Origin of the sequence: Bordetella tumbae (genome assembly GCF_965139195.1) — a bacterium.
Lineage (GTDB): Bacteria > Pseudomonadota > Gammaproteobacteria > Burkholderiales > Burkholderiaceae_B > Bordetella_A > Bordetella_A tumbae.
This window is the reverse complement of sequence record NZ_CBCSJH010000039.1, coordinates 18,619-38,776: the sequence shown is the minus strand read 5'-3', so window position 1 is coordinate 38,776 and position 20,158 is coordinate 18,619. Positions and strand designations below refer to the sequence as shown.

Genomic DNA, 20,158 nt, shown 5'->3' with positions numbered 1-20,158 from the left:
CTCGTCCGGCCTGCGGATATCGAATTATTCTTTGCAGTACGTCAGTTTTTCTCACATACTCGGAGGATGAGATCGCTTCCTCCTTTATCGGCCCTGAAGGTCTTTGAGGCCATTGCCCGCACCGGCTCGGTGACAGCCGCCGCCGGCGAGCTGCATCGTACGCACGGTGCGGTGAGCCGTCAGCTGCGGATGTTGCAAGAGCACGCAGGGATCGCGCTATTTGATAAACAAGGCAATGGTTTGCGCCTGAACGCCCATGGTGCTGAGCTATATGCTCTGATCCGCCCCTTGTTCGATCAACTGGAAACAGGTTACGAGGGCCTATTGCGCCGTGCCCGTCATCCCGGCCTGCATGTGGCGTGCAGCGCGACGTTCGCCATGCGCTGGCTGGTGCCGCATCTGCCGGATTTTTACCGCCAGCATCCCGATATACGCATTCGGCTGTCCATGACGTCGGCGCGCGAGCTGCGCAGCGAGGGTGCGGATCTGCTGATTGCCTGGGATCTCAGCAGCACGGCCTATTCGCAGGCCGATCTGGCCGCAGCGGTACCACTGGCCCCGGTGGCGTTCGGCCCGGTACACGCGCCAGGCCGCAAGGGCGCGCGCAAACCCACGGTCCGCATCGCCCACGATTTCACCACCAGCGCCTGGACTCAGTGGCACCGATTGTCTGGACGAGACCTGAAACTGACGAGCGAGATCACGTTTCCCCATACGCACCTGTGTATTGAGGCGGCGGTGTCGCGTTTGGGGGTGGCCCTGGTCGAGCAGCGGCTGGTGCGCCAGGAGCTGGACGACGCGGCATTGGTCGCCCCATACGGTTTTGTGACCTTTCTGGAACCGTTGATGGCTTTGCCGGCCCAGGGGCGAGCACTCGGCTCAGAGGCGAGCGTGTTCATGGACTGGTTGCGCGCCGCGTTGTGACTGTTGTGTTGCGCAGTCATTGAAAAACGTGCTATAGTCTTTTTCTTGCAGCGCCCGTAGCTCAGTTGGATAGAGTACTTGGCTACGAACCAAGGGGTCGTGGGTTCGAATCCTGCCGGGCGCGCCAAATTTAAAAAGGGTCTCCATTGCGGAGACCCTTTTTTCTTTGCGCAGAGTCTGGGCTTGGGATTGAGCCAACCCCGTTTCGCTGACTCCCTTGCGCCAGCCCCCGTCGTTTCAGACATCTAGTATGGGGGCAAATCCACCGAAAATCATGCGCATGCCGTCGAACGGCATCGTGTCGCCCATGCCTTTCATGCGCGGGTCGCTCATCATTTTTTCATTGGCCGCATCGCGTACTTCTTTAGACGGATATTCGAACCACGAAAACACGACGACTTCGTCGTCTTTGGCCATGACGGCTTTGCGAAAGTCGGTGAGTTTGCCATCGGGGACATCGTCTCCCCAACATTCCACCATACGCGTGACGCCAAACTCTTTGAAAAGCGGGGCGGCCTCGGCGGCATGTTTCAGATAGGACTCTTTGTTGGCAGCGGGGACTGCCAATAGAAAACCTTCCACGTACTTCATCGTCTGCTCCTTGAGTGGGACAGGGCGAGCTCCTGTCATGAGTGAGGCGAGAATCGTTGTGAGGTGAGGGTTCGGTTTGATAGTACCGAGGTGGATATCGTAAACGCTCGATGTTGCGGCATGTAGGCTGTCGACAAACTCTTACATGTATAAAGAGGGTTTGATTAACCCCGGCGAGCCGTGATGGACAGGATTCGCCACTCCTGAGGAGCACCAGCAAGGTGGAGACGCAGGTCTATTCGGTACACGATATCTATCCACACATCCGTATTGTGATGGGGATGGTGATTGGTCTGGGTGTGACTCGATTGTTGTCGGGCGTCGCACGCATTGTCCAGCATCCCACGCAATACAGGCTGTATGCGATTCATTTGGCGTGGGTCGCGTCAGTCCTGCTGATGCTGGTTCATTTCTGGTGGTGGGAGTTCGGCCTGTATGAGGTATCGCACTGGACGTTCGGCAAGTATCTCTTCATCATCGGCTACGCCATCGTCTTGTTTCTCCTGAGTGCGTTGTTGTTTCCCGATTCGATGCACGGCTACGAGAGTTACAGGGATTTTTTCTACGCGCGCCGGGCCTGGTTTTTTGGATTGTTGGCGGCGACGTATGTATTCGATGTGGTCGATACCCTGCTAAAGGGGGAGGCGCATTTTGCGCGGTTCGGCAACGAGTACATGATTCGTACGCCGATTTTCGTCATTGCCTGCCTGCTGGCAATTGTCGTGAAGAGTCCCCGCTATCACGCGAGTCTGGTGGTGCTGACGTTGGTGTACCAGGTATGGTGGATTCTCAGGTTGTTTGACACGCTCGAGTGAGTGGCATGCGGAGCTGGCATTTGCCAGCCAGCTCCGGGCCCATCAGATCGCAGCGTGGTCTGATCCTGTGTTTTTCCCGGTCAGAGTCAAGCCAGCACGGGGTAGTCGATATATCCTTTGGCGCTGCCGCCATAGAACGTCGTATTGTCCGGCGTGTTCAGCGCCGCGCCTTCGCGCAGGCGGCGTACCAGGTCGGGATTGGCGATGAACGGCTTGCCAAAGGCGATCAGGTCCGCCTGCCCCGATTCGACAACGTCTTCCGCGAGTTTGCCGTCGTATCCATTATTGGCCATCCAGGCGGCTTGGCCGCCGGCTTGTTCATATGTCTGGCGCAGCGCCGCGTAATCAAACGGTGCATCGCCCTGTTGGAACTGGCGGTCGCCGCCGGTGGCGCCTTCGATGACGTGCACGTAGGCCAGTTTGTAGCCAGCCAGAATGCGCACGACGTGGTCGAACAGCGGCTGCGGGTTGGGATCGCTGGCGTCGTTGGCGGGCGTGACGGGAGAAATACGGATGCCGGTGCGGCCGGCGCCGATTTCCTCGGTGATCGCCTGGACGACCTGGCTGAGCAAGCGGGCGCGGTTTTCGATGCTGCCGCCGTACTCGTCAGTACGCAGGTTGCTGCCGCTGCGCAGGAATTGATCCAGCAGGTAGCCGTTGGCGGCATGGATTTCCACACCGTCAAAGCCGGCCTCGATCGCTGCGCGGGCTGCGCGGCGGTAGTCTTCGACAATGCCCGGCAGTTCGCTCAGTTCCAGGGCGCGCGGCTCAGAGGTCGGGACGAATTCGCCCGTGCCGTCATCGTGCACCAGATAGGTTTTGGATTTGGCTTGTACGGCCGAAGGGGCGACGGGCGCGCCGTGGTTCGGCTGCAGCACGTTGTGCGAAATACGGCCTACGTGCCACAACTGCACGACAATTTTGCCGCCTGCTTGATGGACGGAGTCCGTGACGCGTTTCCAGCCGGCGATCTGTTCGGCCGAGTAGAGGCCGGGGACCTGCGCGTAGCCTTGGCCCTGATGGGTGATCGCAGTGGCTTCGGTGATGATGAGGCCGGCGGTGGCGCGCTGCGTGTAATACGTCACCATGTCAGCGGTCGGGACGGCGCCGGGCGCGCGGTTGCGGGTGAGGGGCGCCATGGCGATGCGATTGGACAGTTGCAGGTCGCCAGCGGCGATGGGGTCGAAAAGAGTAGGCATGGTTCGGGTCGTGTAATGAGTGGCGGGGTGAGGGAAGTCGTACGTCAATAGGGGCGAGGGCCCTAAAGGTCCTGGCCTAGTTCACGTAAAAAGGCCGAGATCGTGTCCTCGTTGCGTTTGTAGAAAATCCACTGGCCGATGCGGCGCGTCGTAACCAGGTCGGCGCGCTGCAAAACAGCCAGGTGCGTGGACATGGTGGATTGAGACAGCCCGCAGCGCTCGAATTGGCCCGCACATACCCCGATATCCAGGGGGTGTTCCTGGGCAGAGAAATGCTTTTCGGGCGTTTTGAGCCACTGCAGAATTTCGCGGCGCACCGGATTGGCCAGCGCTTTGATGATGAGATCAATGTCCATGTCGTATGGATTCAGTATATCGGGTTTTTTCGAATTATAAATCCGTAAATCTAGATATATCAATATGCTGAAAATTGGGGGCGGCAGATCTCCGTGCCAGGGATTCCGAATAGCGCGCTCAGGCCTCGCGCAGATAGGCTTGCGGGGGCGCACCCAGCGCCCGGCGGAACATGGCGCTGAACGCGCTGGGGCTGTGATAGCCGAGTTCGGCGGCCACGCGTGTGACTGGCTGGCCGAGCGACAGGCGATGCAAGGCATCGGCCAACCGTACCTGCTGTACCCATTGTCGATAATTCAGTCCCAGCTCCGCCTGAAACAGCCGGATCAAGGTGCGGCCGCTGGCGCCGACCTCGTCGCCCCAATCGTCCACAGTGCGGTTCAGGCTGGGTTGAGCCAGAATGGCTCGGCAGACAGTCTGCAGGCGCCGGTCTTTGGGCCAGGGGATCTGGATAGGGATCGTGGGTGCGGTTTGCAATTCGGTCAGCAGTAATGCGGCGATCTGCCCGCCCCGGCCCTCCAGCGCATATTCGATCGGCTCGGCCGCCAAGGCCAGGATCAATTCGCGCAACAGGGCGGATACTTCGATGACCTGGCAGTGTTTCGAGAGAACGTCGGCGGCGTCGGCACGCACATACAAGGTACGCATTTGCACCGTGCCCACCATCTCGATGCCATGGGTGATGCCGGGCGGCACCCACAGGGCGCGCAGCGGCGGCAGTGTCCAGAAACCGTCGGGCGTGCTGACGCGCATGGCCCCCTCGATTGCGTACACCAATTGGCCGCGCGGGTGACTGTGCGGTCCCGTGGTCGCGTTGGGCACAAAGGACTTGGCCAGGGCGGTGATCAGGCGCGGGACGTGCTGATAGTCGTCGGCGTTGCGGCTGCGGGTAGGGTCCAGTGGCGGGATGGAACGCGCGGGCATGATGACTCTGTCACTTTCGCGATAAAAATTGGCATGTTTGTGTGTTAGGGACTTTATACACTGTTTGTTTGCGGTAATCGCCCTCGCGTTTCGGGCGGGTGGACGATTTGTTGTCTGGCCCCGAAATCCCTGGTGAGCTGCCGTCCGGTCTCTGATTTCCTACGCGATTTGCTGACATCTATGACTTCTTCACAACCCGCCAATTCCGGCTCCGTCTCCGCCATGCCTGCGCCAGCGGGGGCGGGCTTGGCTGAACCTGCTTTTACCGCTGCAACGACGGGCCATGGCGTGCCGGCGTCTTCGGTACCTGCCACGCCCGTGACGCAATCTTCGACCTCGTTCAAGGTCCTGGGCGCGATCAGCGTGGCCCACATGATGAACGACATGATCCAATCGATCCTGTTGGCCATTTATCCCATGCTGAAAGATTCGTTCAATCTGAGTTTTTCGGACATCGGGTTGATCACGCTGACCTATCAGATCGCGGCATCGTTGCTGCAGCCTGGTATTGGTCTGTACACCGACAAACGACCGACGACGTATTCCCTGCCGATCGGCATGGGATTTACGCTGGTGGGGTTGTTGTTGCTGGCCTATGCCCCGTCATTGCCTTATTTGTTGGTCGCCGCGGCCCTGGTCGGAACGGGGTCATCGATATTTCACCCGGAGTCATCGCGCGTGGCGCGCATGGCATCGGGCGGGCGGCATGGTCTGGCGCAATCGTTGTTTCAAGTCGGAGGCAACGTGGGATCGGCGCTGGGGCCCTTGTTGGCCGCGCTGGTCATCATCCCTCATGGCCAGACCAGCGTCGCGTGGTTTTCCCTGGCCGCGTTGTTCGGCATGATCGTGCTGGTGGGAATAGGGCGCTGGTACGGCGCCAACCGAGCGCTGCTCAAGCCCAAGGCAAAGGCGGCTAGCGGCGGCACGACGTTGACCCGCAATCAGGTGCTGGGGGCGTTAGGCGTGCTGGGCCTGCTGATTTTCTCGAAATACTTCTACATGGCCAGCTTGAACAGCTATTTCACCTTCTATTTGATGGACAAGTTCGATATGCCCGTGCGCACGGCGCAGTTGTATTTGTTCCTGTTTCTGGCCGCTGTGGCATTCGGTACCGTGGCAGGCGGCCCAGTGGGCGACCGCATTGGCCGCAAGATTGTGATATGGGTATCCATCCTGGGGGTGGCGCCGTTCACGTTGATGTTGCCGTATGCCAATCTGTTCTGGACCGGCGTGCTCGTCGTGATCATCGGCGTGATCCTGGCCTCTGCGTTTTCCGCCATCGTCGTGTATGCCCAGGAACTGGTTCCGGGCAAGGTAGGCATGATTGCCGGGCTGTTCTTCGGATTCGCGTTCGGAATGGGGGGGCTGGGGGCTGCTGCACTGGGCTCGTTGGCGGATGCGACCAGTATTACCTACGTGTATGAGGTCTGCGCGTATTTGCCATTGCTCGGGGTGGTGGCGTTCTTGCTGCCGGATATCGAGGGCAAAAAACGGCGCGCCGCATAGCGGCTGGACAACTCAAAAATATCAGTTATAATTTCGCCTCTTTATCAGCGCCCGTAGCTCAGTTGGATAGAGTACTTGGCTACGAACCAAGGGGTCGTGGGTTCGAATCCTGCCGGGCGCGCCAAATTTAAAAAGGGTCTCCATTGCGGAGACCCTTTTTTGCTACTTGGTCCGAACAATAGCGGCTACGGCGTTAGTCAGGTGCCGCGGACGGGCCGGCAATTGACTCGCCCTGCAGGGCAGGCGCGGGGTGTTTTATAAAGACTCCCCCGTTGCCGATTGCGCGGCCTGTGCGGTGGGCTTGGGTCGTGGACTGCCGCCCATTGCATGGAACAGTGTGGCCGTGTCCGCCAACCGGGTGGAGGCGTAGTTCAGCTCGCGCAGGAGCGCCTGGATATAGTGCTGCTCGGCGGCGCGCCCTTGGTAGCCAGGCAAGGCCCCCAGCTCCACCCGGCGCATGGTGTTGCTGAACGATTGCTCAGCCGCCAGCCGTGCCGCTTCGGCTGCGGCCAAGGCTTCGTTGTCGGCTTCCAATGCGGCCAGGCTGTCGGCTACGTTGCGAAAGGCAGCGAGCACGGTCTGACGATAGGTCTCCACCGCCCCTTCATAGGTTTCGATCGCGGCGCGCCGTTGTGCGCGCAACGCGCCGCCATGGAAGATCGGCTGTGTAAGTCCCGCGCCGATACTCCAGATCAGTCCGCCCGACCCCGAGAGCGCGGTCGGCCAGTCAAAGCCGCCGCGTCCCATGGAGGCCGATAGCGACAGGCTGGGCAGCATCTGAGCCGTGCGAGCACCCACGTCGGCGGCTGTGCCCTCGAGAGCGGCCGCGGCTGCCTGCACGTCCATTCGGTTGGCTAGCAATTGTGACGGCACGCTCACCGGCACGTGGGGCGGCACCGAGATACGGTTGATTTCCAGATCAGGCGGAGCCTGATCTGGCGTGCGGCCCAGCAGCACCGCCAGTGCGTGACGCGTGGCCTGCCATTGGCTGCGCAGACCGGGCAGCGAGGCGGCCAGATCGCTGGCATTCTGGTCGGCGTCGAGCGCTTCTTGCTGTGAGGTCGAGCCGAGCTCGAAGCGGCGCCGCGCATCCTGCGCCACCTGGCGCGACAGTTCCACTTGGCGCGCAGTGAGCTCGACCTGCCGCGCTAGCGCGGCCGAGCGAATCGCGCCGGTCACGATATTGGCGGCGAGCGCGCGGCGCGAGGCCTCCAGGCGATGCGTCTGCTGGTCCACACGTGCAGCCAGGGCTGCGTTGGCGTAGCGCGCCGCACCGAATAGATCGAAGGTGTACTGCGCGCGTAGCTGGCCCACGAAGGTGTTGTAGAGCATAGTGGGCGGCTGCGCCGTCGGCATGATGAGCGCATCTTGCCGGTCGACTTGAGTGCCCGCGTCGATGCTGGGTAGCAGCGACTCACCGATTTGTGAGCGTAATTGCTCGCGCGCGGCGGCAAGGTTGCGGTCGGCTGCGGCCAGGTCCGGACTGTTGGAGAGGCCTTCGCGCACCAGCGCATCGAGTTCAGGCGAGCCGAACAGGGTCCACCAATCCGCGGCGGGCACGGCCGCGGCGTCAAAGGCCTGCGCCACGCCGAGTGCGGTTGCGCTCTGGGCCGGCATCGGCGTCACGCCGTAATGCACGGGTGCCGGCATGTCAGGTGCCTTGCCTTCGGGGCTCAGCGCGCAGCCGGCCAGGCTCAGGGCCAGCAGGCTCAGACTCAGCGTGCGGCGCGTGCGATGCGCCGAAACAAAGGAGGATAGATGCGTCTTCACGTAGCGTTGCTCGCGGCGTGGGGGTGGATCTGCTGGCTGGCATCTGCGCCCGGCGGCACACTGGGCGATTCGTTGCGCTCGTTGTTGCGCACGCGGAACCAAGCTGCATACAACGCAGGCAGGAAGAACACGGTGAGTACGGTGGCGCTGGTGATGCCACCCATTAGCGCGGTGGCCATGGGGCCGAAGAAATTGCTGCGCAACAGTGGGATCAGCGCGAGCACCGCGGCGGCGGCAGTGAGTGCGATGGGTCGGAAACGCCGCACGGTGGCGTTAACGATGGCGTCGACGCGCGCATGACCGGCGGCGATGTCCTGTTCGATCTGGTCCACCAAGATCACCGAGTTTCGCATGATGATGCCGAACATCGCGATCACGCCGAGCATGGCGACGAAGCCGAAGGGCTTGGCGAGCAGCAGCAGTGCTATCACTACGCCGATCAGGCCGAGCGGCGCGGTAAGCACCACCATCATCACGCGTGAGAAGCTCTGCAACTGGATCATGAGTAAAGTGAGTACCACGACCGCCATGAGCGGCATCTGCGCCATGATCGAGCGCTGGCCTTTTACGCTTTCCTCGACCGAGCCGCCAATCTGAATACGATAGCCCACCGGCAGTTCGGCACGCAGTTCGTTGAACTGGGCATCGAGCTGATGGGTCACGTCGATGCCCTGCGCGGTGCCCACGACGTCGGATTGCACAGTGATGGTGGGCTGGCGGTCGCGCTCCCAAATCACGCCGTATTCGAGTGCATAGTGCACGCGGCCCAGGCTGCCCAGAGGCACAGGGCCATTGGGTGTGGGCATCGACAGCGTTTCGAGCTGCGACGGATCGATGCGTTCGTTGGCGGGCGCACGCAGGTCCACGGCGATCAGCTTATCGCGCTCGCGGTATTGTGTGACGGTGGTGCCCGACAGCGTCATGGCGAGAAACGCCGACACGTCGGAGGAGGTCACACCTACCTCGCGTGCCTTGTTTTGGTCTACCTCGAAGCGCACTGATCGTTCCGACGGTTCGTCCCAATCGAACTGCACATTGGTTGTGCGGGCATCGGCGCGCATTACTCCGGCCAGTTTTTCGGCAATACCGCGCACGGTTTCGATGTTGTCGCCCGACACTCGGAACTGCACCGGAAAGCCCACCGGTGGACCATTTTCCAGGCGCGAGAGACGTGTCCGCACTGCCGGGTACTGCTCCCGCAGGATTGGTGTCAGCCATTTTGACAGCTCTTCGCGCTCTTGTACGGAATGCGCTGTGACGATGAACTGGGCGAAGTTGGGTTGCGATAGCTTCTGGTCGAGCGGCAGATAGAAGCGCGGCGCGCCGGTGCCCACAAAGCTCACCATGTGGGCGACCTCGGGCCGGTCTTTCAAGGTTTCTTCGAGGCGCAGCACTTGGCGTTTGGTGGCTTCAAACGAGGCGCCTTCGACCAGGCTCACGTCGATCAGCAACTCGGGCCGGTCGGAGCTGGGGAAGAACTGCTGAGGCACCAGTGAAAAAGCGGCCATGGCGCCCACGAATAGCAGCACGGTGCTACCCAGCACCCAGAACCGTCTCTCCACGCAGCGCGCTACCCAGCCGCGTAGCCGCCGGTAAAAGCGCGTGTCGTAGATGTCGTGTTCGTGATCGTCGGACAGGCTGGCGTCCTTCTTGCGCTCGGGCAGAAGCCGGTAGCCCAGCAGCGGGATCAGCACCACGGCGGCGAACCACGACGCGATCAGCGCGATGGCCGATACCTGGAATATCGAGCGCGTGTATTCGCCGGTGCCGGATTCGGCAAGCGCGATCGGCAGAAAGCCTGCCACCGTGACCAGCGTCCCGGTCAACATCGGAAAGGCGGTGCTGGTGTAGGCGAACGCGGCCGCGCGGGTGCGATTCCAACCCTGCTCCAGCTTTACTGCCATCATCTCGGCCGCGATGATGGCGTCGTCGACCAGCAACCCCAGTGCCAGCACCAGCGTGCCGAGCGAGACCTTGTGCAGGCCTATGCCGAACAGATACATGAAGAGCGCGGTAATGGCCAGTACGATGGGGATCGAGATCACCACCACCATGCCGTTGCGCATGCCCAACGACACCAAGCTCACCAGCAGCACGATTACGACCGCCTCGGCAACGGAACGCAGGAATTCGTCGACCGAATGCGAGACCGCGTGTGGCATGCTTGAGACCTGCGTGAGTGTGAGTCCGGCGGGCAGGAACTCGCTCAGCTGGGCGGTCTGAATATCGAGGGCTTGGCCCAGTTTGATCACGTTGCCGTTGGGCTGCATGGTGATGCCAATGCCGAGTACGCGTTTGCCGCCAGCGCGCATTTCGGTCACGGGAGGATCGATATAGCCTCGCCGGATCGTCGCGATGTCGCCTAGCCGCACGGTGCTGCCGTTCACGCGGAGCAGGGTCTCGGCCAGTGCGCGCATGTCCTGGATCTGGCCGGATGGCCGCACGAAGATGCGGTCGTCGGCGGTGGTGAGCGTGCCGGCAGCATTGACGCCGTTCTGCGCATCGATGGCACGCCCGATCACTTCGGGCGAGATGCCCAGCCGCGTGAGCTGCGCATTGGGAATCTCAACATAGATGCGTTCTTCTTGCTCGCCGAAATAATCGACCTTGGCCACTCCCGGCACGCGCAGTAGCACGGTGCGCATCGCATCGGCATAATCACGCAGGGTGGCGGGCGAGAAACCGTCGCCTTCGAGTGTATAGATGTTGGTGTAGACGTCGCCGAACTCGTCATTGAAGAATGGGCCTTGCACACCGCGCGGCAACGTGGCCTGGATGTCGCCCACCTTCTTGCGTACCTGGTACCACTCCTCGGGCACGTCCTTGGCCGGTGCGGAATCCTTCATGGTGAAGAACACCAGCGACTCGCCGGGCCGCGAATAGCTGCGTATGAAGTCGGTGTAAGGCGTCTCCTGCAGTTTCTTGGCGATGCGGTCGGTGACCTGTTCGCGTATCTGGTCTGCGGTGGCGCCGGGCCAGAAGGTCCTGATTACCATCACACGGAATGTGAACGGTGGATCCTCGGATTGCGCCAACTGCGAATACGACAGCACGCCGAGCAGCGTGGCCAGCGAGATCAGGAACACCACCAGGGCCTGATGGCGTAGAGCCCAGGCAGACAGATTGAAACGCCCCTCTTCGTGGCGATGCGTGTCGTTGGTGCGGGGGGCGGGCGCGCTCACGAGGCGAAGTCCTCGGGATGCAGCGGTGCCACGGGTTTGACCTTCTGGCCAGCAGATACAGTGTGCACGCCCTGCCAGACCACCCGCTCGCCCGCCTTGATACCGGCCGACAGTACCACGTGGCGGTCGGTGTAGCGCGCGATTTCCACGCGCCGTAACTCCAGCACGTTGTCGCTGGGCTTGACCACCCAGACAGCGGGTGCCGGGCCATCATGGAATAGGGCGGTAGCAGGCAGAGTGAAGGTAGTGTCTGGACCGCTCATGGTATCGAAGGCGATGTTGGCGGTCATGCCAAGCCGGGCGTGCTCGGCGCCCTGCACGGTGAGCTTGATATGGAAGGTGCGGCGCTGCGGGTCGGCGGCTGGCGCCAGCTCGCGCACGGTGGCGTCGAAGGCTTCGCCAGGCGCGGCGGGTAGCGTCACAATGGCCTGCTGACCCACCTTGAGGCGGGCCAGCAGGCTTTCGGGTATATCGGCCACGGCATCGATGTCGCCCGACCAAGCCAGGCTATAGACGGCCTGGCCCGCGGACACGTTTTGCCCGGTATCAGCCTGTTCAGCGGTGATCACGCCTGCATGGTCGGCGACCAGCGTGGTGTAGTTGAGCTGGTCGGCCGCCAGTGCCGCTTGCTGCGCGGCACTATCGCGCTGGGCCAGCGCGGCGGCATACGTATTCTGCGATTGTTCGAGCTGGCTGGCAGCGATCAATTGCTCGCGCGCCTGGGCACGATCACGGGTGAGCTGCTGGCGGGCATAGTCGAGCTGGTGTTGCGCGGCGGTCAGTTGCGACTTTGCTCTGGCTGCGTTTTTTGCGGTCTCGGACGGATCGAGCCGGGCCACCGTCTGGCCTGCTGTCACCATGTCGCCCAGCCGCACCTTGCGCTCGATGATCTTGCCGCTCACTCGGAACGACAGCGGCGTGGTGTAGCGCGCGTCGATACGGCCCGGCACGCTCAGACGCGGGGCGCTGTGATCAGACTGGGCTGGCATGGCCACGACGGTGCGCGGCGGCGCGGCAGTTTCGTCCTTGCCACCGCAACCGGCCAGCATGGCCAGGCACAGCGGCGTGGCTATCAGAACGGCACGCCGCAGGCCGGCGGAGAAAGGGCGGCGAGCGACAGCGCGGGCGGAGGTTCGGAACACGGCATATCTCGATGCGGTTCGGGCGGCGGTCAACCGGATTTGGCTGGTGTCGCACGAAAACAAGGTCGAATTCTAATTCATAAATGTATTTAAATACAATAATGAATCTGAAATTAGGCGCCGATGCTACACTCCACAGCATGGTAAAAGTCCGATTGACACGCGAGCAAAGCCGGGAGCAGACGCGCCAGCGCTTGCTGGACGCGGCACAGACCTTGTTCCTCGCCAAGGGATACCTGGCCAGCAGTGTGGAGGACATCGCAGAGGAGGCGGGCTACTCGCGCGGCGCCTTCTATTCGAACTTCGCCTCCAAGGCGGAAATGTTCCTCGAACTGCTGCGGCGTGATCACGAAACTGTCATGAGCGAGATGGCTGCCCTGTTCGACGACCGGGCCAGCCGCGCCGAGATGGAGGCGCGCGTCGTGGCCTTCTACAGTCAGAAGCACCGCGACAACAAATGCTTCCTGCTTTGGATCGAGGCCAAGCTGCAGTCGGCGCGAGATCCGGTGTTCCGGAACGGATTTTTGTCATTCCTGCGCGAGCAGCGCGCCACCATTGCCGAATTCGCCCGGCAATTCTCAGCCCGTGTGGGCACGCCCCTGACGATGCCGCCAGAGCAGCTCGCGCTGGGCCTGCTGGCGCTTTCCGAAGGTATGCAGTTCAGCTATGCCTTCGATCCCCAGGAGGTGTCGGCCGAGCTGGCCCAGGTCGTACTCGCGGGCTTTTTTGAACGCGTGGTATTCGACCGTCCGCCTGCGACGGGGCCGTCCGCTTGTTCTTTGCCCGACGCGCCATAGGTTCTTCGCCGCAGCCGCATGACATGCGAGAGTTTGCCTATCCTCTCTGACAAGTACCGGCGAAGGGAGTCATGCGATTTGCTTCGTCATTCCATTAATTACAGCGCATTGACCTAGCTGTTGATGCCGGCAAGACGCTGTGCGATTCCTGCCATCATCATTGCCGAAATCTCGTCGTTCAGCTTGCCGAGAAAACGCATGGCCTGGTGATAGTCTCCTTTTACGGCCAGCTTGTCGGCCGCCATGATCAACGCCATGTCGCGGCGTGGCTCATCAATCTTCATCACCAAGTCATAGGCGATGTCTGATTTGCCCAGCAATGCGAATTGCGCTGGCACAGCGCTCATATAGTGCCTCAGGGCCGCGCCTTGCGGGCCGGGTCCGGGGCGAAGCGCCAGGATCTCGTTCAGCAGCTTTTCCGATTTGGTGATTTCTTCTGCGCGGGTAAGCGCCTCTGCGACGATCAGCAGGGTCTGCGCTTTGTCGAGCGGTGCAGAGAGCGCAGACGCTTGCGCGGCAGTGTCGTCCAGCAGGGTTTGTGCCTCGTCCGCCTTGCCATTCTGTCGCAGAGCTCCGGCAAGCTTTGGCGCAAGCCGAAGCACGGCGGCGCGCTCCGGCGCTTGCGCCATGGATCGGCGGGCGCTCGCGATGGCAGCTGTGCGATCTTCGGAGGCGGGCAGGCCAACGGACAGGCCCGTCCAGATCGCGAACTCGAATGCCGAGGGGCCGCCCTCTGCGATCACCTTGACCAAATCCGTGGCAACCGTTGCTGCTGCCTTCGGGTCGATCGATGCCCACGTCTCGAAGATCTGGAAGATTTGTTCGGGCTCCAACGACAATCCCTGGTCCAGGGCCTTGTCCATCGATTCACTGAGATACTGCGCGGCTTCATCCTTGAATCCGATCGCAGCCTGTGATTTTGCAACCTGGACCATCAGCGCAAGCAGCATGGGATTCATCGGAATGCGATGACGGTAATCGGCGATCTCCGCAAGGATAGCGCGCCCCTCGTTCGGTGACCCTGCATCCGCAAAGGCCTGCGCGATCGATTCACTCTGTCTTGTGGTGTCCAGGCGGGTGAGTGTGCCCTTTTTATCGGTCAGTAGCGCATCGGCCTCGCGCAGCGTCTCCAGCGCCCGCGCCTTGTCACCCTGAAGCATCAGGATTTTGGCGTAGGAGGTGAGGAATTCGGCCTTTCCTGTGGCGGTGGGCAGCTCGCGATAGGAGGTCATCGCTTGATCGATCTTGCCATCGAAAAGCTGTGCACTGGCCAGCGCCAGCATGATCCGTTGACGACGAAACTGATCCTGTTCCGGCGCAAGAAAGGTCTGGATGGTGTCGACCAGACAGGTCGTTGTGACGGTCTTGGAGCAATGCTCCACCACCGCTGCGCGTGCATTGGCCGGTTCGGAAGACGACGCCTGCCCCCACGAGGGAGAGGAAAGAAAAAGTGAAGCTGCAAAGAGAGTCAGATATTTGTTCATGGCAAGAGTCTAGGCGATTTGCGTCAGTACCATCATGACGTTTTGGCCTGTGCGTCCCAGGTGCCGGGCGAGTATTTCAGCGGCGCGCACGTCATCGCGGGCAATGGCGGCTTCGAATAGTGCCTGATGTTCTCCAGGCACATTTGCGTCCGGGGCGTGTCGAGTGAGGAAAAGGCGTCGATAACGATCGCTCAGATCGTGCAGGCTGCCGCAGAAACGCAGGAGCAACGGCATATCGCAGGCAGAGACCAGCGCCAGATGAAAGGCCCGGTGCGCTTTTTCCCATCCTTCGGGGCGCTGCCCCCCGTCTTCCAGGCGATGCAGCCGGTGATAGGCGGCAACCAATGCGTCTTCCCAAGCCTCGTCGCCTCGTTTCAACGACTCTTTCAGTGCCGTGATTTCCAGTTGCGTGCGCAGCACGGTGACTTCCCGCAGGTTTTCGGCGGACACCGGGGTGACCTGGTAACCGCGCTGGTCGGTGATTTGGACCAGGTCTTCGGCAGCCAGGCGAGTCAGGGCTTCGCGCAAGGGGCTCAGACTGACGTCGTATGTCTGGCGCAGTTCGTCCAGGCGCAGTCGCATGCCGGGCGGATAGGTGCCGTCCAGGATAGCGGCCCGAATCTGGATAGCGACTGAGGCCGTCAGGGATGTGCTGGCCTGAAGCTTTGGGGGGACAGGAGGAACCTGAGCTTTTTTCATGCCGCATATTGTAGCGCTGAGGCTAAAAAATCGATTTTAAAAATAAAATCGATTTTTTATTGACTTTGCCGACGGCTTCGTCAACCATAAAAAAGAGGCACGGCATGTTGCCGACCTGATACGTCTTGACGAAGGAGTCCGGTATGTCTGCATCTCGCATAGATGCTTCGGTCGTTGTTCAAGCCATGGGCGCGCCGCGCGATCCGGCCGCCCTGGAACGCCAAGCAGATAGTTATCGAGAATTGCTTGGTTATTTGCCGCCGCGAGTTGAGGCGCGTTTGCAGGTGACGGGTGCTCTGGATCCGGTCTTGGTCGACATGCAGGAGCAAATTCGAGCGCACGCCATGAATCCCCCGTGCTTCGACGGCAAGACGGCGCAACTGATGATCTTTGGCATGTTGATGGCGGAATTAAGTGATGCGGCGGTGATTCACGGTATTGCCGCACGCCGTGCGGGCGCGAGTTGGGAAGAGCTGCAGGCAGTGGTGAGCATGGCGTATTTGTTCCGCGGTGTGTCCGCGGCGAATCGGGGAGCGGATGTGCTGGCCCGCATTGCCGAACGCGAAGCACAAGCCCGTTGACGTTGTCATGGTTCAAAGGAGACATACATGAACAGCTCGAACGAGGCACGAGAACCCACGCGTTGTGCTGGCCCTGACCGTCATACTCGACAACCCCGTTTTCAGATGCCTGCGGGGGCATGTGATTGTCACGCCCATATTTTTGGTCCACAGGCGCAGTTTCCTTATTCGCCGCAGCGTAGCTATACGCCGGAGGACTGCACCGTTGATGACTACATCAAACTACTGGCGACGTTAGGCATCGATCGAGCCGTCATCGTGCATGGCGGTGCGCATGGAACGGATAACGCCGCCACGCTGAATGCGTTGGAACGCATGGGGTCCCGCGCGCGCGGCGTTGCAGTGATGCCGCCGGGTTGCCCATTGCCTGAACGTGAGCGCATGCATGCGTTAGGAATGCGTGGCTATCGTTTGTCTACCGTCGTGGGCGGGGGCGTAGGCTTCGATCAATTGGAGGCTTTGGCTGACGAGGCGCAACAGCTGGGTTGGCATCTGGTGCTGCATTTCAAGCATGCCGATGAATTGGTCGCGCTATTGCCACGGTTGCAGGCTTTGCGAGTCGACATTGTGTTGGATCACATGGCGCGTATACGCGGTGACGAAGGCGTGGACAGTCCCGCTTTTGAGGCGCTAGCAAGCTTGATGGACACGGGGCGTGCCTGGGTCAAGCTGGCGAGCTTATATCGACTGTCGTCGCAACCGTATCCTCATGCCGATATGTTGCCGATGATTCATCGTGTGGCAAAACACTGGCCTGACCGCATTATCTGGGGCAGCAATTGGCCGCACCCGATCTGCAATGTGTCTATGCCAAACGACGGCGATCTGGTCGACCTGATTCCCTTGTGGGTGCCCGATACGGCAGTTCAGCAAAAACTATTGGTGGACAACCCGGCCGCGTTGTACGGGTTTTGATTCGAAAAACGGTTTGACGGGGATGCTGCATAACGTTGCACCCGGTCGCAGCCATAAAAAAAGCTCAATATAAAAATGACGGAGACAAGTTATGTTCAAGCAAGTCCGGCGTATGCTGGCGAGCGCCGCTGTAGTGGCATCGCTGTGTGCCAACGCAGCGTTGGCGGCGAGTTATCCCGAGCGCGCAGTGACCATTGTTGTGCCGTTCCCGGCGGGGGGGACCACGGACGTGGTAGCACGTGTCCTCGCTGAAAAACTATCGGGCATTCTCAAGCAGCCGGTGATCGTTGAGAACAAGCAAGGAGCCGGAGGAAATATCGGTGCAGCCTATGTGGCGCGTGCCAAAGCGGACGGCTATACCTTGATGGTGTCCAGCGCAGGTCCATTGAGTATTAATCAGCAGCTATATGCGAATCCTGGGTATGACCCTATTCGCGATTTTGCACCGGTGTCTCTGTTGGCATCGGTACCGATCATGTTGGCGGCGAATCCCAAGGCGCCGTTCCATTCAGTGGCAGAGCTGATCGCCTACGCTAAACAACATCCGGGGCGAGTGGCATATGGATCGCAAGGCAGCGGTACAACGAGTCATTTGACGATGGAGCTGCTCAAGTTGGAAACCGGCATCGACTTGCAGCACATTCCCTATCGCGGCAGCGCGCCCGCAGCTACGGATTTGATGGGCGGGCAAATTCAAGTGATGTTTGATAATTCACCCACGACCTATCCGCAAGTGCAGGCCGGCAAGATGCGGGCGCTGGGCGTGGCTTCGGCAAAACGGCTCGACAGCATGAAAGATATCCCCGCGATCGCAGAAACCGTGCCCAGCTTTGAATCGGAGGCGTGGTTTGGTTTAGTCGCCCCTGCGGGAACGCCGGAGGATGTCGTCGATAGTCTGAATCGCGCGGTGAGGCAAGTGCTGTCGAATACCGAGGTGATCAAGCGTTTCGACGAGGTCGGGGTACGGCTGGTGGGAGATACTCCTCAGGCGTTCGGTCAATTCATTCGCGCTGAGAAGGACAAGTGGGGAAAGATCATCAAGGCGACAGGTATGCAATTGGGCTAAGCATGATCTGAGCGCTGCACCGATGGATAAATCGCCGTAGGCAGGGGAAAGGCTCCTCTGTGCTACGGCGATTTTGTTCTTGCCGTCGTCCGATCAGAACCGATAGGTCGCGCTCATCGTGACCGTACGCCGTTGCCCATAGAAGCAATCGCCGCGGTTCAGGCATGTGACCTCGTAGGTTTTGTCGGCAATGTTGTTCACGTTGAGCGCGTAGCGCCATGCGCCGCTGTCATAGGCCAACATCGCGTCGAACAAGGTGACCGATGGGGTTTCTGGTGCGGCGCCATCGGTGAACGAACCCAGGTAGCGTACGCCCGCACCCGCCGAAAAGCCGGGCATGCTGGCCACAGCAAAGCGATATTTACCCCACAGCGACGCCATGTGTTTGGGCACGGGCTCCAGATCGGAGTCTATGTCGGTGTAGATATAGTTGGCGATGACGTCCAGTTGTTTGGTCACGCGGCCGCGCAGTTCCAGTTCTATGCCTCGTGTCTTGGTCTTGCCTGCCTGAATCTGGTTGTTTGGGTTGGATGGGTCGGGAGCCTGGCGGTTTTTCTCGCGCAGGTCGTAGGCTGCTGCGGTGAACTCCAGATCGGAGTCCGGCGGCATGTATTTCAAGCCGAGTTCCCATTGTTTGCCGCGCATCGGCTTCCATCGATTGCCATAGATGTCCGTGCCGCCGATCGGGGTGAATGACTCGCTGTAGCTGATGTATGGCGACAGGCCGTTGTCTGCAGCGTAGAGCAAACCGAATCGTTTGGTCGTCGCGTTGTCGACTTCGCGGTCGTTGCCTTCGATATCGGTCTGGGCACGGTCGTGGCGGATCCCTGCGACAAAGATCCAGTTTTGATAACGCATCTGGTCTTGCGCGTAAAAACCGAGTTGCTGTTGTTTCGTCTTGGGCGTATCGCTGAGATCGTATTCCGGGATGTTGCCGTAAACAGGATGGTAGACGTTCAACGGGCTGCCGAGGCCCGTGGCTTCTTGTCCCGTTTCGCGATAGCGGCTGTAGTCAGCACCAAACAACAAGGTATGCTGGGTCGAGCCCCAATCCACCTTGCCTTCTACGTTTTGATCGACCAACAACGTACGCATGCGTGGCTTGTGCACGTAATAGTAGCGGTTGAGCGTCATTTGCTCGGGGTCGATGTAGGGGGCTTCGGGATTCGAATACGAGTCCGGATACATCGACTTGTAGTCGACTTTGCTGATCGTATTGCGGAAACTCTGCCGCACGGTCCAGCGATCATTGAACTTGTGTTCAAACAGCCAGCCTACGCTGAATTGCTCGGTGTCATAGGCATCGAAACCCGGTTCGCTGGCAAAGCGGCGCGTGGGAATTTGACCGTTGGGGTTATGGCTGACGCTGCCGCTCCAGGGCAGGAACGATTGCGTGGTGCCGGTTTTGTCTTTTTGGAAATAACCTTGCAGCGTCAGCGAGGTGGCGGCGCTGGGTTGCCACGTGAGCGAGGGGGCAAGCATCAGCCGGTCGTCGCCGACGTGTTGCACTTGCGTGTCGCTGTCACGAGCGACCGCGACGACACGATAGAGCCATTGGCCGTCCTCGGTGACCGGGCCGGTCAGGTCGGCCTGGATTTCTTTGCGATTGTGATTGCCCAGGATGACGCCGATTTCGTGCTGGGCCTCGGCTAAGGGACGTTTGCTGACCAGGTTCAACACGCCGCCGGTGCTGCCTTGGCCGTACAACATGGACGATGGGCCGCGCAGGACTTCGAGCCGTTCCAGCGCGTAAATATCGGTGCGCGGGTTGTTGTAGCTGAAGAACTGGCGCAGGCCATCCAGATACTGCACGGGCTCGACGCCGCGTACGCGAACGTAGTCGGCGCGATTGTCGACGCCGTAGGCGTTGGGGCGCACGCCGGCGGCGTAATTCAGCGCGTCCTGGACATTTTGCGCGCCCTGGTCGACGAATTGTTCACGCGGGATCACCGTGATGGCTTGCGGTGTTTCCAGCAACGGGGTGTCTGTCTTTGTGCCTGTGGCGCTGCGCGTCGCCACATAACCCTCGACGGGGCTGGTGGCGGTTTCCTGGGCGCCAGTGACGCGTACCGTTGGCAGTGTCGCGGCTTCCGTGTCGGTGCCTTGAGCTTGGGCAAAAAACGGGGCCAGGCTGGCGGTCAATAGGGCCAAGGTAAAGGCGGGCGTCTTGCGGACGGGTGTCGCAGGCAAATAACGGTTCAACAGAATC

General features: G+C 60.7%; 17 protein-coding genes and 2 tRNA genes. 9 read left to right on the top strand and 10 right to left on the bottom strand.

From position 1 onward, the window contains the following. Positions 1 to 66 precede the first annotated feature (66 nt). Together ACNA0J_RS25435 and ACNA0J_RS25430 are read left to right on the top strand one after the other, a co-directional pair. On the top strand, positions 67 to 924 hold the full coding sequence (locus ACNA0J_RS25435; RefSeq protein ID WP_415821690.1) for a LysR substrate-binding domain-containing protein: 858 nt from the start codon (positions 67 to 69) through the stop codon (positions 922 to 924). Positions 925 to 974: 50 nt separating this feature from the next. Continuing rightward, positions 975 to 1,051: transfer RNA gene (locus tag ACNA0J_RS25430), tRNA-Arg, on the top strand. Positions 1,052 to 1,161: 110 nt separating this feature from the next. On the opposite strand, the gene ACNA0J_RS25425 is transcribed toward ACNA0J_RS25430, so the two are convergent. Then, positions 1,162 to 1,515, bottom strand: a complete 354-nt coding sequence (locus ACNA0J_RS25425; protein ID WP_415821689.1) for a DUF1428 domain-containing protein — start codon at positions 1,513 to 1,515, stop codon at positions 1,162 to 1,164. Between the two features lie 221 nt (positions 1,516 to 1,736). Here ACNA0J_RS25425 and ACNA0J_RS25420 point away from each other — a divergent pair, with 221 nt between their 5' ends. Beyond that, on the top strand, positions 1,737 to 2,330 hold the full coding sequence (locus ACNA0J_RS25420) for a hypothetical protein (protein WP_415821688.1): 594 nt from the start codon (positions 1,737 to 1,739) through the stop codon (positions 2,328 to 2,330). An 86-nt stretch (positions 2,331 to 2,416) separates the two neighbouring features. Here ACNA0J_RS25420 and ACNA0J_RS25415 read toward each other — a convergent pair whose 3' ends face one another. The 3 genes from ACNA0J_RS25415 to ACNA0J_RS25405 all read right to left on the bottom strand — a co-directional run bounded on the left by ACNA0J_RS25415 (position 2,417) and on the right by ACNA0J_RS25405 (position 4,807). Continuing rightward, entirely contained in the window at positions 2,417 to 3,529 is a 1,113-nt protein-coding gene (locus tag ACNA0J_RS25415; protein WP_415821687.1) for an alkene reductase, read from the bottom strand. A 62-nt stretch (positions 3,530 to 3,591) separates the two neighbouring features. Beyond that, positions 3,592 to 3,885: an ArsR/SmtB family transcription factor gene (locus ACNA0J_RS25410; protein ID WP_415821686.1), complete on the bottom strand. Its 294-nt coding sequence runs from the start codon at positions 3,883 to 3,885 to the stop codon at positions 3,592 to 3,594. A gap of 118 nt (positions 3,886 to 4,003) precedes the next feature. Continuing rightward, complete coding sequence (locus ACNA0J_RS25405; protein ID WP_415821685.1) at positions 4,004 to 4,807, bottom strand: AraC family transcriptional regulator; 804 nt, start codon at positions 4,805 to 4,807, stop codon at positions 4,004 to 4,006. Between the two features lie 222 nt (positions 4,808 to 5,029). On the opposite strand from ACNA0J_RS25405, the gene ACNA0J_RS25400 reads away from it, so the two are divergent. Further along, positions 5,030 to 6,313 (top strand): MFS transporter, encoded by a 1,284-nt coding sequence (locus ACNA0J_RS25400; RefSeq protein ID WP_415821701.1) that lies wholly within the window; start codon positions 5,030 to 5,032, stop codon positions 6,311 to 6,313. A 47-nt stretch (positions 6,314 to 6,360) separates the two neighbouring features. Continuing rightward, positions 6,361 to 6,437, top strand: a tRNA-Arg gene (locus ACNA0J_RS25395). Positions 6,438 to 6,568: 131 nt separating this feature from the next. Here the strand turns inward: ACNA0J_RS25395 and ACNA0J_RS25390 are convergent. Genes ACNA0J_RS25390 through ACNA0J_RS25380 form a run of 3 tightly spaced genes read right to left on the bottom strand, consistent with a single transcriptional unit; the run spans position 6,569 to position 12,314 of the window. Beyond that, the gene (locus ACNA0J_RS25390) at positions 6,569 to 8,083 is read right to left on the bottom strand and encodes an efflux transporter outer membrane subunit (protein ID WP_415821684.1); all 1,515 of its coding nucleotides are present in this window, start codon (positions 8,081 to 8,083) and stop codon (positions 6,569 to 6,571) included. Continuing rightward, on the bottom strand, positions 8,080 to 11,265 hold the full coding sequence (locus ACNA0J_RS25385) for an efflux RND transporter permease subunit (protein ID WP_415821683.1): 3,186 nt from the start codon (positions 11,263 to 11,265) through the stop codon (positions 8,080 to 8,082). The genes ACNA0J_RS25390 and ACNA0J_RS25385 overlap by 4 nt, the downstream gene beginning before the upstream one ends. Next, positions 11,262 to 12,314, bottom strand: coding sequence for an efflux RND transporter periplasmic adaptor subunit (locus ACNA0J_RS25380; protein ID WP_415821700.1), 1,053 nt, complete (start codon positions 12,312 to 12,314; stop codon positions 11,262 to 11,264). Before ACNA0J_RS25380 ends, ACNA0J_RS25385 begins: the two co-directional genes overlap by 4 nt. Before the next feature lie 233 nt (positions 12,315 to 12,547). Between ACNA0J_RS25380 and ACNA0J_RS25375 the strand changes: the two genes are divergently transcribed. After that, entirely contained in the window at positions 12,548 to 13,204 is a 657-nt protein-coding gene (locus ACNA0J_RS25375) for a TetR/AcrR family transcriptional regulator (RefSeq protein WP_415821699.1), read from the top strand. 113 nt (positions 13,205 to 13,317) lie between these two features. On the opposite strand, the gene ACNA0J_RS25370 is transcribed toward ACNA0J_RS25375, so the two are convergent. Together ACNA0J_RS25370 and ACNA0J_RS25365 are read right to left on the bottom strand one after the other, a co-directional pair. Continuing rightward, the gene (locus ACNA0J_RS25370; protein ID WP_415821682.1) at positions 13,318 to 14,487 is read right to left on the bottom strand and encodes a tetratricopeptide repeat protein; all 1,170 of its coding nucleotides are present in this window, start codon (positions 14,485 to 14,487) and stop codon (positions 13,318 to 13,320) included. A gap of 210 nt (positions 14,488 to 14,697) precedes the next feature. Then, the gene (locus tag ACNA0J_RS25365; protein ID WP_415821681.1) at positions 14,698 to 15,387 is read right to left on the bottom strand and encodes a GntR family transcriptional regulator; all 690 of its coding nucleotides are present in this window, start codon (positions 15,385 to 15,387) and stop codon (positions 14,698 to 14,700) included. Between the two features lie 143 nt (positions 15,388 to 15,530). Between ACNA0J_RS25365 and ACNA0J_RS25360 the strand changes: the two genes are divergently transcribed. The 3 genes from ACNA0J_RS25360 (at position 15,531) to ACNA0J_RS25350 (ending at position 17,949) form a co-directional block, all read left to right on the top strand. Beyond that, the gene (locus ACNA0J_RS25360) at positions 15,531 to 15,968 is read left to right on the top strand and encodes a carboxymuconolactone decarboxylase family protein (RefSeq protein WP_415821680.1); all 438 of its coding nucleotides are present in this window, start codon (positions 15,531 to 15,533) and stop codon (positions 15,966 to 15,968) included. A gap of 27 nt (positions 15,969 to 15,995) precedes the next feature. Continuing rightward, positions 15,996 to 16,883 carry an amidohydrolase family protein gene (locus ACNA0J_RS25355; protein ID WP_415821679.1) on the top strand — a complete coding sequence of 296 codons (888 nt, stop codon included), beginning with the start codon at positions 15,996 to 15,998 and terminating at the stop codon, positions 16,881 to 16,883. 91 nt (positions 16,884 to 16,974) lie between these two features. Next, positions 16,975 to 17,949: a Bug family tripartite tricarboxylate transporter substrate binding protein gene (locus tag ACNA0J_RS25350; RefSeq protein WP_415821678.1), complete on the top strand. Its 975-nt coding sequence runs from the start codon at positions 16,975 to 16,977 to the stop codon at positions 17,947 to 17,949. Between the two features lie 93 nt (positions 17,950 to 18,042). Here ACNA0J_RS25350 and ACNA0J_RS25345 read toward each other — a convergent pair whose 3' ends face one another. Then, entirely contained in the window at positions 18,043 to 20,151 is a 2,109-nt protein-coding gene (locus tag ACNA0J_RS25345) for a TonB-dependent siderophore receptor (RefSeq protein ID WP_415821677.1), read from the bottom strand. Between the last annotated feature and the right edge of the window lie 7 nt (positions 20,152 to 20,158).